The sequence below is a fragment of the Streptomyces sp. 7R007 genome (assembly GCF_054850255.1).
In genome coordinates this window covers 44,054-60,029 of the sequence record NZ_JBTWMV010000004.1, presented here as the reverse complement: position 1 = coordinate 60,029, position 15,976 = coordinate 44,054, and the positions used below count along the sequence as shown (strand labels likewise).

General features: G+C 73.4%; 18 protein-coding genes. 11 read left to right on the top strand and 7 right to left on the bottom strand.

Annotated features, from left to right (window positions below; all coding sequences use genetic code 11):
• The first annotated feature begins 64 nt into the window (after nucleotides 1-64).
• The gene (locus ACYF6T_RS07000) at nucleotides 65-1,468 is read left to right on the top strand and encodes a hypothetical protein (RefSeq protein ID WP_461694298.1); all 1,404 of its coding nucleotides are present in this window, start codon (nucleotides 65-67) and stop codon (nucleotides 1,466-1,468) included.
• A 12-nt stretch (nucleotides 1,469-1,480) separates the two neighbouring features.
• Here the strand turns inward: ACYF6T_RS07000 and ACYF6T_RS06995 are convergent, their stop codons facing one another.
• On the bottom strand, nucleotides 1,481-1,894 hold the full coding sequence (locus ACYF6T_RS06995) for a VOC family protein (RefSeq protein ID WP_461694296.1): 414 nt from the start codon (nucleotides 1,892-1,894) through the stop codon (nucleotides 1,481-1,483).
• Nucleotides 1,895-2,039: 145 nt separating this feature from the next.
• On the opposite strand from ACYF6T_RS06995, the gene ACYF6T_RS06990 reads away from it, so the two are divergent.
• The 3 genes from ACYF6T_RS06990 to ACYF6T_RS06980 all read left to right on the top strand — a co-directional run bounded on the left by ACYF6T_RS06990 (nucleotide 2,040) and on the right by ACYF6T_RS06980 (nucleotide 5,121).
• Nucleotides 2,040-3,638 carry an ABC-F family ATP-binding cassette domain-containing protein gene (locus ACYF6T_RS06990; RefSeq protein ID WP_461694764.1) on the top strand — a complete coding sequence of 533 codons (1,599 nt, stop codon included), beginning with the start codon at nucleotides 2,040-2,042 and terminating at the stop codon, nucleotides 3,636-3,638.
• A gap of 335 nt (nucleotides 3,639-3,973) precedes the next feature.
• On the top strand, nucleotides 3,974-4,195 hold the full coding sequence (locus ACYF6T_RS06985; protein ID WP_004002281.1) for a helix-turn-helix domain-containing protein: 222 nt from the start codon (nucleotides 3,974-3,976) through the stop codon (nucleotides 4,193-4,195).
• A gap of 122 nt (nucleotides 4,196-4,317) precedes the next feature.
• The gene (locus ACYF6T_RS06980; protein WP_461694273.1) at nucleotides 4,318-5,121 is read left to right on the top strand and encodes an enoyl-CoA hydratase/isomerase family protein; all 804 of its coding nucleotides are present in this window, start codon (nucleotides 4,318-4,320) and stop codon (nucleotides 5,119-5,121) included.
• A gap of 1,115 nt (nucleotides 5,122-6,236) precedes the next feature.
• Here ACYF6T_RS06980 and ACYF6T_RS06975 read toward each other — a convergent pair.
• Entirely contained in the window at nucleotides 6,237-6,944 is a 708-nt protein-coding gene (locus tag ACYF6T_RS06975; RefSeq protein WP_461694272.1) for a nucleopolyhedrovirus P10 family protein, read from the bottom strand.
• A gap of 87 nt (nucleotides 6,945-7,031) precedes the next feature.
• Between ACYF6T_RS06975 and ACYF6T_RS06970 the strand changes: the two genes are divergently transcribed.
• Genes ACYF6T_RS06970 through amaP form a run of 5 tightly spaced genes read left to right on the top strand, consistent with a single transcriptional unit; the run spans nucleotide 7,032 to nucleotide 9,371 of the window.
• Complete coding sequence (locus tag ACYF6T_RS06970) at nucleotides 7,032-7,529, top strand: Asp23/Gls24 family envelope stress response protein (RefSeq protein WP_461694270.1); 498 nt, start codon at nucleotides 7,032-7,034, stop codon at nucleotides 7,527-7,529.
• A 30-nt stretch (nucleotides 7,530-7,559) separates the two neighbouring features.
• On the top strand, nucleotides 7,560-7,745 hold the full coding sequence (locus ACYF6T_RS06965) for a hypothetical protein (protein ID WP_461694269.1): 186 nt from the start codon (nucleotides 7,560-7,562) through the stop codon (nucleotides 7,743-7,745).
• A gap of 11 nt (nucleotides 7,746-7,756) precedes the next feature.
• A complete protein-coding gene (locus ACYF6T_RS06960) occupies nucleotides 7,757-8,131 on the top strand; it encodes an Asp23/Gls24 family envelope stress response protein (RefSeq protein WP_461694763.1) in 375 nt (124 codons plus the stop codon).
• Complete coding sequence (locus tag ACYF6T_RS06955; RefSeq protein ID WP_461694268.1) at nucleotides 8,128-8,787, top strand: DUF6286 domain-containing protein; 660 nt, start codon at nucleotides 8,128-8,130, stop codon at nucleotides 8,785-8,787. The genes ACYF6T_RS06960 and ACYF6T_RS06955 overlap by 4 nt, the downstream gene beginning before the upstream one ends.
• A complete protein-coding gene (gene amaP / locus ACYF6T_RS06950; RefSeq protein WP_461694267.1) occupies nucleotides 8,784-9,371 on the top strand; it encodes an alkaline shock response membrane anchor protein AmaP in 588 nt (195 codons plus the stop codon). The genes ACYF6T_RS06955 and amaP overlap by 4 nt, the downstream gene beginning before the upstream one ends.
• A 3-nt stretch (nucleotides 9,372-9,374) precedes the next feature.
• Here the strand turns inward: amaP and ACYF6T_RS06945 are convergent, their stop codons facing one another.
• From ACYF6T_RS06945 to ACYF6T_RS06925, 5 genes are all read right to left on the bottom strand, one after another.
• Nucleotides 9,375-10,130 (bottom strand): SDR family oxidoreductase, encoded by a 756-nt coding sequence (locus tag ACYF6T_RS06945; protein WP_461694266.1) that lies wholly within the window; start codon nucleotides 10,128-10,130, stop codon nucleotides 9,375-9,377.
• 5 nt (nucleotides 10,131-10,135) lie between these two features.
• On the bottom strand, nucleotides 10,136-11,923 hold the full coding sequence (locus ACYF6T_RS06940; protein WP_461694265.1) for a glycoside hydrolase family 15 protein: 1,788 nt from the start codon (nucleotides 11,921-11,923) through the stop codon (nucleotides 10,136-10,138).
• A 62-nt stretch (nucleotides 11,924-11,985) separates the two neighbouring features.
• Nucleotides 11,986-12,780: an SURF1 family cytochrome oxidase biogenesis protein gene (locus ACYF6T_RS06935; RefSeq protein WP_461694263.1), complete on the bottom strand. Its 795-nt coding sequence runs from the start codon at nucleotides 12,778-12,780 to the stop codon at nucleotides 11,986-11,988.
• 82 nt (nucleotides 12,781-12,862) lie between these two features.
• Nucleotides 12,863-13,096, bottom strand: a complete 234-nt coding sequence (locus tag ACYF6T_RS06930) for a hypothetical protein (RefSeq protein WP_461694261.1) — start codon at nucleotides 13,094-13,096, stop codon at nucleotides 12,863-12,865.
• Between the two features lie 63 nt (nucleotides 13,097-13,159).
• Nucleotides 13,160-14,134, bottom strand: a complete 975-nt coding sequence (locus ACYF6T_RS06925) for a DEDDh family exonuclease (protein ID WP_461694260.1) — start codon at nucleotides 14,132-14,134, stop codon at nucleotides 13,160-13,162.
• A gap of 153 nt (nucleotides 14,135-14,287) precedes the next feature.
• On the opposite strand from ACYF6T_RS06925, the gene ACYF6T_RS06920 reads away from it, so the two are divergent.
• On the top strand, nucleotides 14,288-15,085 hold the full coding sequence (locus tag ACYF6T_RS06920; RefSeq protein WP_461694259.1) for an acetoacetate decarboxylase family protein: 798 nt from the start codon (nucleotides 14,288-14,290) through the stop codon (nucleotides 15,083-15,085).
• Nucleotides 15,085-15,969 carry an SDR family NAD(P)-dependent oxidoreductase gene (locus ACYF6T_RS06915; protein WP_461694258.1) on the top strand — a complete coding sequence of 295 codons (885 nt, stop codon included), beginning with the start codon at nucleotides 15,085-15,087 and terminating at the stop codon, nucleotides 15,967-15,969. The genes ACYF6T_RS06920 and ACYF6T_RS06915 overlap by 1 nt, the downstream gene beginning before the upstream one ends.
• Nucleotides 15,970-15,976: the final 7 nt, after the last annotated feature.

Below are 15,976 nucleotides of genomic sequence, written 5' to 3'. Positions count from 1 at the left end.
ATCCCCGTCGCCCGCCGTGACATTCCGTTTGGGTTTTCCGACCGTCAACCGGAAGACTGCACCCGTGACGTCCCGTATCCCGCGCGACTCCAGGCTTCGACTCGTCCGCCCGCGACCCCTGGCCGCCGCCCCCACAGCCGTGAACCAGCGGCGCCCACGCCGCGCCGCACCCCGCCCGCCGGAGGGCACGCCCGCCCCCGCGGAGCTGGCCAGAATGGCACGCTCCGGCCTGGCCGCCGCGGCCCGCGTGGCGCACTGGGCCGACGCCGCCCTCGGCCCCGGCGGCGACGCCGCGACCGCCGACGGCAAGGCCACCCTCTCCGAGGCCACCGCCGAACGGGCGGCACGGGATCTGGGCCTGACCCCGGCTCAGGTCCGCGCCGACTGGGACACCGCCCGCCTCGCCGGCCTGGTCGAGGTGCACGGCGACAGCGCCCGCCCCGGCTGGCGGCTGCGCGCCTGGGACCGGGACGACAGCGCCGTGCTGCGCGGCTGGGTCGCCCTCTTCGACGCCTGGTCGCTCGCCTATCCCGAGCCCGCGGACCACGAGCCCGCCGCCGTCGCCGAGGTCGTCTCGGCCATGCCCCAGGTGCTCTCCTTCCTGCAGCTGTCCGCGGGCCCCGTCCCCGTCGAGCAGCTCCTGGACCTGCTGGAGCAGCGCGTCACCGAGCTGCGCACCGAACGCTGCGAGATCCCCTACGGACCGCAGCCGGAGCCCACCGAGCCCGAGCCGCCGCAGCCCGCGGACGCGTCGCTGGCCCCCCTCCTCGACTGGGCCCTGCACGCCCTCGCCTCCGTCGGCGCCCTCACCTACGGCGACGGCCACGCCACGCTCACCCCGCTCGGCAGCTGGGCGGTGTGGGTGAAGCTGGAGCAGATCTGCGTCGCCGCGCAGAGCCCCGCCGGCAACATCGAGGGCTCCGCCGAGGAGATGCTGCGCGGCTGCGCCCAGCTGCGCCCCAACGCGGCCCGCGCCGAGTACCGCGCCTGGCTCGCCGCCCGCCCCGTCGGCAGCGCCGTCACCGAGCTGCTGGACGCCGCCCGCGGCGACGACGCCCTGCTGCGCGGCCTCGCCTTCGAGGCGCTGCGCGTCGTCGGCGCCCCCGCCGAGCCCGACGTGCGCGCGGTCGCCGAGGAGCCCACCCTGCGGCCGTACGCCCTGCTGTGGCTGGCCGAGCACGACGGCGTCGACCCGGAGGACGCCCACGAGGTGCTCACCCGGGAAGAGGCCACCTGGCTGTGGGTCGACACCGCCGCCGCCGTCGCCGACCACGGCGAGGCCCCGATGCTGGTACGGCACCTGGAGTCGGCCCTGCAGCCGACCGTGCCCGCCCTGCTCGACGAGGTCCGCGCCGTCGGTCACCCGCGCACCGTGCAGGTCCTGGTCGCCCTCGCCGCGGCCCACCCCGACCCCGCCCTCGCCAAGGCCGTACGCCGGGCCGCCTTCCAGGTGCACACCGGGGGATAGGGCCCCGGGGCGTCAGCCGCCCAGCTCGGGTGCGTACGTACCGAAGCTCCAGACGTTGCCCTCGACGTCACGGGCCATGTAGTCCCGTGAGCCGTACTCCTGGTCCGTCGGGGGCATCAGGATCTCCGCGCCGTGCTCCACGGCCTGCCGGTGGTGTGCGTCGACGTCGTCCACCACGACGTACACCCCGGTGGTGCCCGCGTCCTTCATCGCCGCGTCGAAGACCCCGCCGCGGCCCTTGGAGCCGATCATCACCGCGCCGTTGCCCTGCACCAGCTCGGCGTGCAGCACCGAGCCGTCCTCGCCCTCGTACAGCGACAGCTCCGTGAAGCCGAAAGCCTCCGTGAGCTGCCTGATCGCCGCCTTCGCGTCCGCGTACAGCAGCGTCGGGTAGATGCTCGGACGTCCGCCGCCCATGCCTGCCATGCCGATCACTCCCTTGTGACGCACGGAAAAACCGCTTGCGCGCCCCCGTTAGACTTCTCCCATGGCCATTCTCCTCGCGCATTAGACGGCGGGAACGTCCTCAGCCGCCCACCCGTCAACCCTCTGTCCGCCCTGGAGCATGTCCGTGATCTCCGCCTCCGGTATCGAGCTGCGCGCCGGCGCCCGAGTCCTCATCGAGTCCGCCACCTTCCGGGTCGCCAAGGGCGACCGCATCGGCCTGGTCGGCCGCAACGGCGCGGGCAAGACGACCCTCACCAAGTGCCTGGCCGGCGAGGGCATCCCCGCCGCCGGCACCATCACGCGCTCCGGCGAGGTCGGCTACCTCCCGCAGGACCCGCGCACCGGCGACCTCGACGTCCTCGCCCGCGACCGCATCCTCTCCGCGCGCGGCCTGGACGTGTTGCTGCGCAAGATGCGGGAGAACGAGCAGCGCATCGCCAACGGCCAGGGCGCGACGCGCGAGAAGGCCCTCAAGCAGTACGAGCGCCAGGAGACCGAGTTCCTGACGAAGGGCGGGTACGCCGCCGAGGCCGAGGCCGCCACCATCGCCGCCGCGCTCAACCTGCCCGACCGGGTCCTCGGCCAGCCCCTGCACACGCTCTCCGGCGGTCAGCGCCGCCGTATCGAGCTCGCCCGCATCCTCTTCTCCGACGCGGACACGCTCCTGCTCGACGAGCCGACCAACCACCTCGACGCCGACTCGATCATCTGGCTGCGGGACTACCTCAAGACCTACCGCGGCGGCTTCATCGTCATCTCCCACGACGTCGACCTGGTCGAGACGGTCGTCAACAAGGTGTTCTACCTGGACGCCAACCGCGCCCAGATCGACATCTACAACATGGGCTGGAAGCTGTACCAGCAGCAGCGCGAGGCCGACGAGAAGCGCCGCAAGCGCGAGCGCGCCAACGCCGAGAAGAAGGCCGCCGCGCTGCACTCGCAGGCCGACAAGATGCGCGCCAAGGCCACCAAGACGGTCGCCGCGCAGAACATGGCCCGGCGTGCCGACAAGCTGCTGGCCGGTCTGGAGGCGGTCCGGCAGTCCGACAAGGTCGCCAAGCTACGCTTCCCGGAGCCCGCGCCCTGCGGCAAGACCCCGCTGATGGCCGAGGGCCTGTCGAAGTCGTACGGCTCCCTGGAGATCTTCACCGACGTCGACCTGGCCATCGACAAGGGCTCCCGGGTCGTCATCCTCGGTCTCAACGGCGCGGGAAAGACCACCCTGCTGCGGCTCCTCGCGGGCGTCGAGCAGCCCGACACCGGCGCGGTCGTCCCCGGTCACGGCCTCAAGCTCGGCTACTACGCGCAGGAGCACGAGACCCTCGACGCCGACCGCACGGTTCTGGAGAACATGCGCTCGGCCGCCCCCGACATGGACCTGGTCGAGGTCCGCAAGGTGCTGGGGTCGTTCCTGTTCTCCGGCGACGACGTCGACAAGCCGGCCGGCGTGCTCTCCGGCGGTGAGAAGACCCGGCTCGCCCTGGCCACCCTGGTCGTCTCCTCCGCGAACGTCCTCCTGCTCGACGAGCCCACCAACAACCTCGACCCGGCCAGCCGCGAGGAGATCCTCGGCGCGCTGCGCACCTACAAGGGCGCGGTCGTGCTGGTCACGCACGACGAGGGCGCGGTCGAGGCGCTCCAGCCGGAGCGCATCATCCTGCTGCCGGACGGCGTCGAGGATCTGTGGGGTTCCGACTACGCGGACCTCGTCGCCCTCGCGTGATCGAATGCGTGATCAACGGCGTATGGATCATTCGGCCTAGCGGTGATCCACCATCTGTGTGAGATCTCCTCGTACCGAGGTGTGTCCTACATCGATTTCGCGGCCGAGCCCTTTATCGACAAGGGCTCGGCCGCGCCGCGTCGCTGACCTGGCACTTCTCGGAAGAACCCGTTCGGCCCAACGAACAGGACTCTGCGGAATCACAGATTCCGCATGTGGGGATGTGCTCCTGTCGTCAAAACCCTGTCTCACGGACCTTGCCGAATGGGTGGCCATGACGGCTCGGAGGGGTGATCATGAGGAGACCAGAGCGCACTTCCCATGAGGAGGCACGGGTGGCCGAGACTCTGAAGAAGGGCAGCCGGGTGACCGGCGCCGCGCGCGACAAGCTCGCGGCAGACCTGAAGAAAAAGTACGACTCCGGTGCGAGCATCCGGGCACTGGCCGAGGAGACCGGCCGCTCGTATGGCTTCGTCCACCGGATGCTCAGCGAGTCGGGCGTCACGCTTCGTGGGCGTGGCGGTGCGACCCGGGGCAAGAAGGCCGCCTCGTCCTGATCCGGGCGGCCCATCGGCTTCGATGGTGGCCACCCGGTCGGTCGGCTGACCGGCCGGGTGGTTACTGTGCAGTCACTTAGCTTGCAGCTTGCTCTGCTGACCGCACTCATCGGAGGCGCCCCATGGCTTCGCCCGCGAAGGACCTCGGTCCGGTTCTCGACAAGGACGGCGTACGGCTCGCCGTCGACGACGCGATCGCCACGGTGACGCTGACCAACCCCGCCAAGCGCAACGCGCAGAGCCCCGCGATGTGGCGTGCGCTCACCGAGGCCGGTCGGCTGCTGCCGGGGTCGGTCCGGGTCGTCGTGCTGCGCGGTGAGGGCCAGTCCTTCTCGGCCGGCCTCGACCGGCGGATGTTCACCCCCGAGGGAATCGAGGGGGAGCCGACCTTCATCGACCTCGCGCGCAGCAGCGACGGCGAACTCGACGCGAAGATCGCCGAGTTCCAGGAGGCGTTCACCTGGTGGCGGCGCAGCGACATCGTGTCCGTCGCCGCCGTCCAGGGGCATGCCATCGGCGCGGGCTTCCAGCTCGCGCTCGCCTGTGACCTGCGCGTCGTCGCCGACGACGTGCAGTTCGCCATGCGCGAGACCAGCCTCGGCCTGGTCCCGGACCTGACCGGCACGCATCCCCTGGTCAGCCTGGTCGGCTACGCCCGCGCGCTGGAGATCTGCGCGACGGGCCGCTTCGTGACGGCCGAGGAGGCCGTGAGCACCGGCCTGGCGAACCTCGCCGTGCCCGCGGAGCAGCTCGACGCCGCCGTCCACGACCTCGCCGCGGCTCTGCTGGCCGCCCCCCGCGACGCCGTGATCGAGACCAAGGCCCTCCTGCGCGGCGCCACGTCCCGCTCCTACGACGACCAGCGCGCCGCCGAACGCGCCTCCCAGTCCCGCCGCCTACGCGACCTCGCGGGCCTGGGCGAGTAAGCCGACCCCGAACCCACCACCCGCCGACGCCCCCGTCGGCTACCCGACACCACGCCACGGACACCCGGCCAGCACTGCGGCTCCGCCCACCCGACCCGTCCGGCCGGCAGCCGACTCCGGTGCCCAGCCCACCGCCCCCAGGCCGCGGACGTCCGTCGATGGTCGCCCCCGGCCACCTCCTCCGGCCGACACGCGGCCCCGCCGCCGCGCCGCAGGAGCCCGGTCGGCTACGGTGCCCAGCCCCTCGCTGCTGCGCCGCGGGCGTCCGTCGGTGGTCGGCCCCGCCCGTCCCGTCCGCCGACGGCGGCTCCGGTGTCCAGCCCCTCGCTGCTGCGCCGCGGGCGTCCGTTGGTGGTCGGCCCCGCCTGTCCCGTCCGGCGGCGGCTCCGGTGTCCAGCCCGCCGCCGCCACGCGGGCGTCCGTCGATGGTCGGCTCCGGCCGTCTCCTCCGGCCGGCGGTCGGCTGCGGCGCTCGGCCCCGCTGCCGCGCCGCAGGAGTCCGGTCGGCTGCGGTGCCCAGCCCATCGCTGCTGCGCTGTGGGCGTCCGTCGGTGGTCGGCCCCGCCTGTCCCGTCCGGCGGCGGCGGCTCCGGTGTCCAGCCCGCCGCCGCCACGCGGACGTCCGTCGATGGTCGCCCCCGGCCACCTCCTCCGGCCGACACTCGGCCCGCCGCCGCGCCGCAGGAGCCCGGTCGGCTATGGTGCCCAACCCCTCGCTGCTGCGCTGTGGGCGTCCGTCGGTGGTCGGCCCCGCCTGTCCCGTCCGGCGGCGGCTCCCGTGTCAAGCCCGCCGCCGCGCCACGGGTGCCGGGCCGGTGGTCGGCTGCGGTACTCGGTCCCCGCTGGCGCGCCGCGGGTGTCCCTCGGTGGTCGGTTGCGGCCGTTTCGTCCGGTCGGCGATCGGCTGCGGCGTTCGGCTCCCGCTGCCGCGCTGCGGGCGTACGTCGTGGTCGGCCCCACCTGTCTCGTCCGGCCGGCGGTCGGCCTGGTGGCCTGTGCGCCGCAGGCGTCCGTCGGCCCCGCCCGTCTCGTCCGGTCGGCGGTCGGCCTGGTGGCCTGTGCGCCGCAGGCGTCCGTCGGCCTCGGCTGTCTCGTCCCGTCGGCGGGTGTGGCGCTCAGTCCACCGCCGTCACCAGTACCGCCACCGTCGGTCCGTCCGGCAGGGCTGACGCGACCGCTTCGCGGACTCGTCGGGTCACCTCCACGGTCCGGTGGTCCGCGTCGGTCGTCAGTTCCACGCGGACGTGGCGGCGGGGCAGGCCGGCGTCCGTCGCCCGGTCCTCGATGTGCACCGCGCGTCCGAGGCCCCCGGTCAGCCCCGTCACCCCCGGCACGGCCAGGACGGCCGCCGTCGCGCGTTCCTCGTCCGGGCCGGCAGGCGGCGGGCCCTCCGGTGGGCGTGGAACCGGGGCCGGCGCGAGCTCCGGCTCCTCGTCCAGCAGGGCCACGACCCGCAGGTCCACCTCCGTCACCGCCAGCCCGAGCCACTCGGTGGCCGCCGACAGAGCCGTGCGCAACCGGTCCGCCGCCACCGGCAGCGGTTCGGCCGCCGTGGCCGCGAAGTCCGCCGTCACCCGCAGCGCCCCCGGCGGCAACGCGCTCGGCGGTGCCGGTACGACCGCCTCCCGCGCCTCCGCCGGATCGGCGAGCGCGATCCGCACCCCCTCCAGCCGCACCCCGCGCAGCTCCGCGGCCGCCCGCCGCAGCACCGCCCCGACCGCCTCCTCGGAGATCCACGCCCCGTCGCGCGCCCCGCCCAGGGGCAGAAGTCTCCCCAGGCCCAGCTGATGCCGCACCGCATACGCCCATCGCTCCGCCGTCATTCCTCCAGCCTGCCGCATCCCCGGGGCACAGCGCGGCAACCCCACTTACGGTGGTCACAGGACGTCGATCCGAAGGGACGTACGGCGATGACCGACATGACGGAGCAGAACCGGACACGGACCCCCGCGGGCGAGCAGGAGGTGCCCGAGACCCCCGCGACCCGCAAGGCACAGGCGACCCGGCGCGGCGGCGGCGACCCCGCCACCCGGGGGCGGACGACGATCGCCGACGGCGTGGTGGAGAAGATCGCCGGCCTCGCCGCCCGGGACGTCCTCGGCGTGCACGCCATGGGCAGCGGCCTCAGCCGCACCTTCGGCGCCGTGCGCGACCGCGTCCCCGGCGGCTCGAAGTCCGTCACCCGCGGTGTGAAGGCCGAGGTCGGCGAGGTGCAGACCGCCCTCGACCTGGAGATCGTCGTCGACTACGGCGTGTCGATCTCCGACGTCGCCAAGGCGGTGCGCGAGAACGTCATCGCGGCGGTGGAACGCATGACCGGCCTCGAAGTCGTCGAGGTCAACATCGCGGTGAGTGATGTGAAACTGCCCGAGGAAGAGGACGAGGAGCCGGAGCCCCGGATCCAGTAGGGCCGGGACCGGCGAGCGGAGGAGGGCACCATGAGCACGGCCGTGGTCGGCATGATCGCCGGAATGGCGCTGGGGTTCGCCGGATACTTCGGCGGTTTCGGGGCCTTCCTGCTGGTGGCGGCGCTGGGCGCCATCGGCTTCGTCGTCGGTCGTTTCCTGGAGGGGGACCTGGAGATCGGCGACTTCTTCCGCACACGTGACGACCGGCGGCGGTGACGAACGTGAGCGTGAGCGCGGGCGCCGGCGAACTGCGCAGACCCCGGGTGGTCGTCGCGCCCGGCGAGCGCGGGGCCACCCGGATCGCCGACCGGGTCGTGGCGAAGATCGCCGCGCGGGCCGCCCGCGAAGCGCTCGGCGAACTCCCCGAACAGGCCGCGCCGCCGCACGCCACCGTCGTCGTCCGGCACGACTCCGCCCACCTCCGCCTCCATCTCGACCTCGACTACCCCTGCGCCATCGGCGCGCGTTGCGCCGAGGTGCGTCGGCATGTCGCGGAGCGGGTACGCGCGTTGGTGGGAATGGAGGTGCCGGAGGTCGCCGTCGTCGTGGAACGGCTGCACCTGGCACCGGCGCACGGCGCGGCACAGGGGAGGACGCGATGAGCGAGCCCCAGGGCTCGGAGAGCACCACACAGCGACTGCCGGTCCTGGAGAAGGACACCGGCACGGAGGCGGCGTACGGTCCACCGCCACCACCACCGCCCGTCGTCGAAGGCGGCGCGGGGCGCTTCTGGTCGGCGCGCCGCGTCCCCGCGGCCATCACGGCGCTCCTCCTGCTCGTCCTCGCGGGCGCCTTCCTCTACGACATCGCCGCCGTCCGCGCCCACCGGCCCGCCCTGCGCTGGCGCCGCGACCTCGCCCGGCAGCTCGCCGAGCGGCCACTCGACGACACCTGGGTCCTGGTCGGTGCCGGCGTCGCCGTGGTCCTCGGCCTGTGGCTGGTCGTCCTCGCCGTCACGCCCGGCCTGCGCGGTGTGCTGACCATGCGGCGCACCCACCCCGACGTCCGCGCCGGACTGCACCGCGAGGCCGCCGCCCTGGTGCTGCGCGACCGCGCGATGGAGATCGCCGGCGTCCAGTCGGTCCGGGTGCGGGTGGGCCGCGCCCGCGCCGACGTCCGGGCCGTCGCGCACTTCCGCGACCTGGACGACGTGCACGACGACCTCGACGCCACGCTCAGCGACGCCATCGCGGGACTCGGGCTCGCCCACCCGCCCGCGCTGTCGGTCCACGTACAGCGTCCCGGACGGAAGGGGTGAGCGCCGTGCTCAGGACCGTCAACCGCGTACTGACCGGCGTCGTCGGGCTCGTCCTCGTCGTCCTGGGCGGCTCCGTCCTGGCCGTGGGCCTCGGCGCGCCGCCGCCGTCCTGGTGGATCCACGACGGCCGGCACGACGTCCTGCTCAGCGACTCCGAACGCACCCACTTCCGGGGCGACGCCTGGTGGTGGCCGACGGTCCTGGCCGTGCTGGCCGTCCTCGTCCTGCTCGCCCTGTGGTGGCTGACGGCCGTCCTGCGCCGGCGCCGCCTGACCGAGGTCCTGATCGACACCGGCGACGGCGAGGGCGCCCTGCTGCGGGGCCGGGCCCTGGAGGGCGTACTGGCGTCGGACGCGGCCGAGGCGGAGGGCGTGGCGCACACCCACGTACGGCTGACGGGCCGCCGCAACGCCCCCGAGACCCGCGTGGCGCTCCGGCTGGAACCGCACGTGGACCCGGCGACGGCCCTGGAGCACCTCACCACCAGGTCCCTCGCCCGCGCCCGCGACTCGGCCGGCCTGGCGGCACTCCCCGCGGAGGTCAGGCTGAGCGCCGCCAAACACCGTGCGGAAAGGGTCAGTTGACGGTCAGAAGCCGTGCCGCATCCCACCGTCGACCGGCAGCATGATCCCGGTCAGGTAGGAGGCGGCCGGCGACAGCAGGAACGCCGCCACCCGCCCGAACTCCTCCGGCGTGCCGTACCTGCGCAGCGGGATGCGGGACTCGTTGGCCGCGCGGGTCGCCTCGGGGTCGGCCGACAGGCCGTCCAGCTCCCGCACCCGGTCCGTGTCGATGCGCGAGGGCAGCAGCCCGACGACCCGGATGCCGCGCGGCCCCAGCTCGTCCGAGAGCGACTTCGCGAACCCGGCGAGACCGGGCCGCAGCCCGTTGGAGATGGTCAGCGCGGGGATCGGCTCGTACACCGACGCCGACAGCACGAAGGCGATGACACCGCCGGGCTCCAGCTCCGCCGCCGCGGCCCGCGCGAGCCGTACCGCTCCGAGGAACACCGACTCGAACGCGGCCCGCCACTGCTCGTCCGTGTTGTCCGCGACGAACCCGGCCGGCGGCCCGCCGACGCTGACGAGGATGCCGTCGAACCGGCCGAACCGTTCCCGCGCCGCCGTGATGAGCCGCGCCGGCGCGTCCTCGTCCGCGTTGTCCACGGCGATCCCCGCCGCGTTCGGCCCCAGCTCGGCCGCCGCGTCGGCGACCCGCTTCTCGTCGCGCCCGGTGACGACCACCTTCGCGCCGTCGGCGACGAGCTCGCGCGCGGCGGCGTTGCCGAGGCCCCGCGTGGCCCCGGTGACGATGTACACCCGGTCCTTCAGTCCAAGATCCATGGCCTCTATCCTGCCCCGTCCTCCCCGAACAGGGCGAGGGCGGTGTTCACCAGTCCGATGTGGCTGAAAGCCTGCGGGAAGTTGCCGAGCTGACGGCCCGCGACGGGGTCGTACTCCTCGGACAGCAGCCCCACGTCGTTGGCCAGGCCCACCACCCGCTCGAACAGCTCCCGGGCCTCCTTGCGGCGGCCCGCCGCGTGCAGCGCCTCGGCGAGCCAGAACGAGCAGACGAGGAAGGTCCCCTCCTGGCCGGGCAGCCCGTCGACGGTCGTCTCGTCGGTGCTGTAGCGGCGCAGGAAGCCGCCGTGGCCCAGCTCCTCGCGGATCGCGTCGATCGTGCCGGTCACCCGCGGATCGTCCGCGGGCAGGAATCCCACGCGCGGGATGAGCAGCAGCGCGGCGTCCAGTTCGCGGGAGCCGTACGCCTGCGTGAACGTGCCCCGTTCGGCGTCGTAGCCCTTCTCGCACACCTCGCGGTGCACCTCGTCGCGCATCTCGCGCCAGCCGTCGAGGTCGCCGTCCAGCTCCGGGTACTCCTCCAGCGCGCGCACGGCCCGGTCGGCGGCCACCCACACCATCACCTTGGAGTGGACGAAGTGGCGCCGCCCGCCGCGCACCTCCCACAGCCCCTCGTCCGGCTGCCGCCACTCGTCGCGCAGCCAGTCCATCAGGGCCTGCTGGATGGCCCACATGTGCGGCCTGGTGGACAGACCCGAACGGCGCGCCAGCGACAGGGAGTCCATGACCTCCCCGTACACGTCCAGCTGGAGCTGGTTGACGGCGTCGTTGCCGATGCGTACGGGCGCGGAGCCGGCGAAGCCGGACAGCCACGGCAGTTCGACCTCCGGCAGCCGTCGCTCGCCCGCCACGCCGTACATGATCTGCAGGTCCGCCGGGTCGCCCGCGACCGCGCGCAGCAGCCAGTTCCGCCAGTCCTCCGCCTCCTCGTGGTAGCCGCACTCCAGCAGCGCGCCCAGGGTGAGGGTCGCGTCCCGCAGCCAGCAGTAGCGGTAGTCCCAGTTGCGCACCCCGCCCATCTCCTCGGGCAGCGAGGTGGTGGGGGCGGCGACGATGCCGCCGGTCGGCGCGTAGGTGAGGGCCTTGAGGGTGATCAGGGAGCGCACGACGGCGTCCCGGTACGGACCGTCGTAGCGGCAGGCGGCGGCCCAGGACCGCCAGCCGGCGACACTGTTCTCCAGTGCCCGGAAGGGGTCGTTGCGCGGTGGGCGCGGCTCGTGCGAGGGGTGCCAGGTCAGGACGAACGCGACCTTCTCGCCCTCCTTGACGGTGAACTCGGCGTGCGTGCCGTAGTCCTCGCCCCAGCTGTGCACCGCCGGCTCGGTGCGCAGCCACACCGAGTCCGGCCCGGCGATCGCGACATGCTGCCCCTTGGAGCGGCGCATCCACGGCACGATGGAGCCGTAGTCGAAGCGCAGGCGCAGCGTGCTGCGGACGGTGACCTCGCCGCGCAGACCCTCGACCACGCGTACCAGGTCGGGGGCCCGGTCGCGCTGGGGCATCAGGTCGGTGACGCGCACCGCGCCCTCGTCGGTCTCCCACTCGGTGTCCAGGACGAGGGTGTCGGGGCGGTAGGCGCGCCGGGTGCAGGGGCCGTGCGCGTTCTTGGGGGCGATGCGCCAGTGGCCGTTGTCCTCGTCGCCGAGCAGCCGGGCGAAGCAGGCGGCCGAGTCGAAGCGCGGCAGGCACAACCAGTCGACCGAGCCGTCCTTGCCGACCAGTGCGGCGGTCTGTTCGTCGCCGATCAGGGCGTAGTCCTCGATGCGCGGGTGCACGCAAGTGCGGGTTCCCGGCGAAGAGGCCCGACAATCCCGGGGTGCGCCGGGCGGGTGACCGGCTAGACCGAGGCCGGTTCCGTCCGGTCCGCCCGCTCCTTGGCGGCGGCCTCGGTGCGGTCGCGCACCTCACGCCGTACGAGCACCCACCAGCCGACCGGGACGCCCGCGGCGAACAGCCACCACTGGATCATGTACGCGTAGTTCAGCGGGGCGTCTTCCTTGCCCGGGTCGGAGATCTGCTCCGGCGTGTCGCCCTTGGGGTCGGGGGCCGTCTGCTGCACGTAGCCGCCGAGCACCCGGGCGCCGAGCCGGCGCGCCTGCTCCTCGCTGTTGATGAGCATGACCTGGCGGTCCGGCAGGTCCTTGAGGTCCTTGATGCCGCTCGCCGCGGTCGTCTCGTCCGGCATCAGCCGGCCCTCGATGGTGACCTGGCCGGCCGGCGGCGCGGGGATCTTGGGGAAGGCGGTCTGGCTGGGGCCGTCGGCGGGGATCCAGCCCCGGTTGACCAGCAGGACCGTGCCGTCCGTGAGCCGGAAGGGGGTCAGGACGTGGTAGCCGACCTCGTCGTCGGAGTTGGTGCGGCGCCGGACGACTTCCTCGTGGGCGGTGTCGAAGGTGCCGGTCGCGGTGACCGTGCGGTACCGCTGGTGGGTGGTGACGGTGTGGCCCGGCGAGGTGAGCCGCTCCACGGGTACCGGCTTGGCGTGCAGGGCGTCGGAGACCAGCTGGTTGCGGGCGCTGCGCTCCTCGTAGCGGTGCATCTGCCAGATGCCCAGCCTGATCATGGTGGGGATCAGGAGCAGGGCGACCAGGGTGAGGATCACCCACTGCCGGGACAGAAGGAAGCGGTACACCCCACGACCGTACAACTCGGTCGTGGGGTGCGTTCAGGCGGGTGGCGGGTTGGTGGCCGGTGGGCGGCGGGCCCGTGGCGGGTCACACCTTGTCGACGATGCCCGCCCTGCCCTCCGCGCGGGCGCAGTGCGCGCCGCAGTACCAGTGGCCCTCGACCTCGACGCCCTGGCCGATGATCTGGACACGGCAGTGTTCGCAGATTGGTGCCATGCGGTGGATGGCACAGGAGAAGCAGTCGAAGACGTGCACCGCGCCCTGCGCGTGCACCTCGAAGGTCATTCCGTAGTCATTGCCGCAAACTTCGCATCTCGCCATGCGCCACAGGGTGAGCCGTCGCCGCCGCGCGGGCGAGTGGGCTGCGGGCGAGTCGCGCGGCAATCACCCGTCTGCGGGTTCCACATCGCGCAGCAACTGCCCGAACGCCGCCTCGTCCACCATCGGCGTCCCGTACTGCCGGGCCTTGACCACCTTCGAGGTGTACGCGTCCGGGTCGTTCGTGACGAGCAGGCTCGTCAGCCGGGACAGGCTGGTGGCCACGTGCAGCCCGGCCTCGACCGCGCGGTCCTCCAGCAGTTCGCGGTCGACCGAGGTGTCCCCCGAGAAGGCGACCCGCATGCCCTGTTTGAGCGGTTTGCCCTCTTCGTAGCGCCCGGGGTTGGGGTACGGGCACGCGGGCCGCTTGCGCGAGGGCCGCCAACTGCTCGGCCGGTAGCCGCTCGACGACTGCCGGGGTACGGGCCGGTCCGACCACTCCGTCAGCGGCCGGCACTCCTGCAGCGGCAGCCGGACGCTGCCCGCGGCCGCGGCCCGCAGGCTCGGCCGGAACGCCTCCGCGAGCACGCGCGCGTCGTCGAGCGCGTGGTGCGCCCGCCGCTGGACGACCCCGAAGTGCGCGGCGAGCGACTCCAGCTTGTGGTTGGGCAGCGGCAGGCCCAGCTCCTTGGCCAGCACGATGGTGCACAGCCGCTGACGCACCGGCGCCTCGCGCCCCGCGCGCGCGTACTCCCGGGCGATCATCTGCCAGTCGAAGACCGCGTTGTGCGCGACGAGCACCCGCCCCTGAAGCCGGGACGCGAACTCCTCGGCGATGTCCGTGAAGAGGGGAGCGGCCTGGAGCGTCTCGCTCGTCAGACCGTGGATCCACACCGGCCCCGGATCGCGCTCCGGGTTGACCAGCGTGTACCAGTGGTCCTCGACCTCGCCGCGCGCGTCCAGCCGGTAGACGGCCGCGGAGATGATCCGGTCGTCCCGGGCCAGGCCGGTGGTCTCCACGTCAACGACCGCGTATCCCTGCGGATACGCGGCCGGCCACGCCGTGGCGGAGGACGCTGCGGTCGTACGGTCTTCGAGCATGGTCCCTGAGGATACGGGCCGCCACTGACACTCCCCGCCAACAGGTGCCCCGCGTACGGAATGTCCGGGCGCGCGGCTATGGACCTTTTGCGCACCTGGTGCAACCGTGCTCCCCGCCCGGCGCTTGACGGCCTATGAGGGGCGGTACGACGGATGGCACGCGTACGGTACGGCGCACGGACCGAGGCGGAACTCGCCGCAGCGCGCACGGCGGGCTCCAGACTTCCCGACATCTGGTCGACGGGCGTGGTGGCCCTGTGGGAGACCGACCCGGACGCGGTCGCCGCCGTCCTGCCGCCACCGCTGAAACCGGCCGACCGGCCGCTGGCCCGCGTCAACATCAGCAGGGTCGACCTGCCCGGATACCCGCTGGGCGCGGGCTCGTTCGCGGTCGCCGCCCGGCACGACGACGTCGACGGCTGGTACCCGCTCGTCATGCCGATGACCCACGAGCGGGCCCTCGTCGGCGGCCGTGAGGTCTTCGGGGAGCCCAAGAAGCTCGGCGAGGTGACGGTGGAACGGGACGGGCCCGTCGTCCGGGCGTCGATGGCCCGGCACGGCATCGCCTTCGTCGAGGTGCGCGGCACGGTCGCCGGGGAGCTGGCGCCGCCGGAACCGAGCCGGAAGACCGACTTCTACTTCAAGTTCCTGCCCGCCGTGGACGGTTCGGGCTTCGACGGAGACCCGGTGCTCGTGCACTGCCTGCGCGAGGAGAAGGTGCGCCGGCTGGAGCGGGTCACCGGGGAGGTCGTCCTGCGCGAGTCGGCGTACGACCCCGTGGCCGACCTGCCCGTCCTGCGGCTCGTCGACATCACCCTCGGCGAGAAGACCAGCGACCAGCGCGGCCGGGTCGTCGAACGGGTCGGCGCGCAGGCGCTGTTGCCGTACGCGCACCAGCGCTACGACGATCCGCTGCACGTCCTCGACGCGCCCCCCGAGGGGGGCGTCTGATGGAGCTTCAGGAAGGCCAGGTCGCCGTCGTCACCGGTGCCGCGAGCGGGATCGGCCTGGCGATGGCACGGCGGTTCGCGGCCGAGGGGCTGAAGGTGGTCCTCGCCGACGTGGAGGAGGGCGCGCTCGACAAGGCGGCCGGACTCCTGCGCGGCGAGGGCGCCGACGTGCACGCGCGCGTGGTCGACGTCGGCGAGCGCCGGCAGGTGTTCGACCTCGCGGAGTCGGCGTACGACACCTACGGGGCCGTGCATGTGCTGTGCAACAACGCCGGGGTGGGCTCGGGGGCCGAGGGGCGGATGTGGGAGCACGAACCGAACGACTGGAAGTGGGCGTTCGCCGTCAACGTGTGGGGCGTCTTCCATGGCGTCCAGGCGTTCGTCCCGAGGATGATCAAGTCGGGTCAACCCGGTCATGTGGTCAATACATCCTCCGGTGACGGCGGCATCGCCCCGCTGCCCACCGCCTCCGTGTACGCCGTCACCAAGGCGGCCGTCGTCACGCTGACCGAGTCCCTGTACGCCCATCTGAAGGCCGAGCACGCGCGCGTGGGCGCGTCGGTGCTCTTCCCCGGCCCGCACATGCTCCGCACCGGCCTGTGGGAGTCGCACCGCAACCGGCCCGCCCGGTACGCCAAGGAACGGCCGCGCCGGACGCCGTACCGCAGCCTCGACCAGTGGGAGGCCGCGATGCGGGAGGCCGGGCGCGAGGTGCGCTTCACGCCCGTGGAGGAGGTCGCGGACCTCGTCGTGGCCGGCATCCGCGCGGACCGCTTCTGGATGCTGCCCGAGAGCGAGCACAGCGACGCGCAGATCCGGGCGCGGGCGCGCTCGATGCTGGAGCGCTCGAACCCGTCGTACCTAGAGAGCTTCATCCTGGACTGAGGGGGCC

Excerpts from the sequence above, each read along its gene's own strand:
- ACYF6T_RS06995 (WP_461694296.1), bottom strand. The coding sequence starts at position 1,894 with ATGGCAGGCATGGGCGGCGGACGTCCGAGCATCTACCCGACGCTGCTG.
- ACYF6T_RS06980 (WP_461694273.1), top strand. The coding sequence starts at position 4,318 with ATGGCTTCGCCCGCGAAGGACCTCGGTCCGGTTCTCGACAAGGACGGC.
- ACYF6T_RS06975 (WP_461694272.1), bottom strand. The coding sequence starts at position 6,944 with ATGACGGCGGAGCGATGGGCGTATGCGGTGCGGCATCAGCTGGGCCTG.
- ACYF6T_RS06970 (WP_461694270.1), top strand. The coding sequence starts at position 7,032 with ATGACCGACATGACGGAGCAGAACCGGACACGGACCCCCGCGGGCGAG.
- ACYF6T_RS06965 (WP_461694269.1), top strand. The coding sequence starts at position 7,560 with ATGAGCACGGCCGTGGTCGGCATGATCGCCGGAATGGCGCTGGGGTTC.
- ACYF6T_RS06955 (WP_461694268.1), top strand. The coding sequence starts at position 8,128 with ATGAGCGAGCCCCAGGGCTCGGAGAGCACCACACAGCGACTGCCGGTC.
- ACYF6T_RS06945 (WP_461694266.1), bottom strand. The coding sequence starts at position 10,130 with ATGGATCTTGGACTGAAGGACCGGGTGTACATCGTCACCGGGGCCACG.
- ACYF6T_RS06930 (WP_461694261.1), bottom strand. The coding sequence starts at position 13,096 with ATGGCGAGATGCGAAGTTTGCGGCAATGACTACGGAATGACCTTCGAG.
- ACYF6T_RS06925 (WP_461694260.1), bottom strand. The coding sequence starts at position 14,134 with ATGCTCGAAGACCGTACGACCGCAGCGTCCTCCGCCACGGCGTGGCCG.
- ACYF6T_RS06920 (WP_461694259.1), top strand. The coding sequence starts at position 14,288 with ATGGCACGCGTACGGTACGGCGCACGGACCGAGGCGGAACTCGCCGCA.
- ACYF6T_RS06915 (WP_461694258.1), top strand. The coding sequence starts at position 15,085 with ATGGAGCTTCAGGAAGGCCAGGTCGCCGTCGTCACCGGTGCCGCGAGC.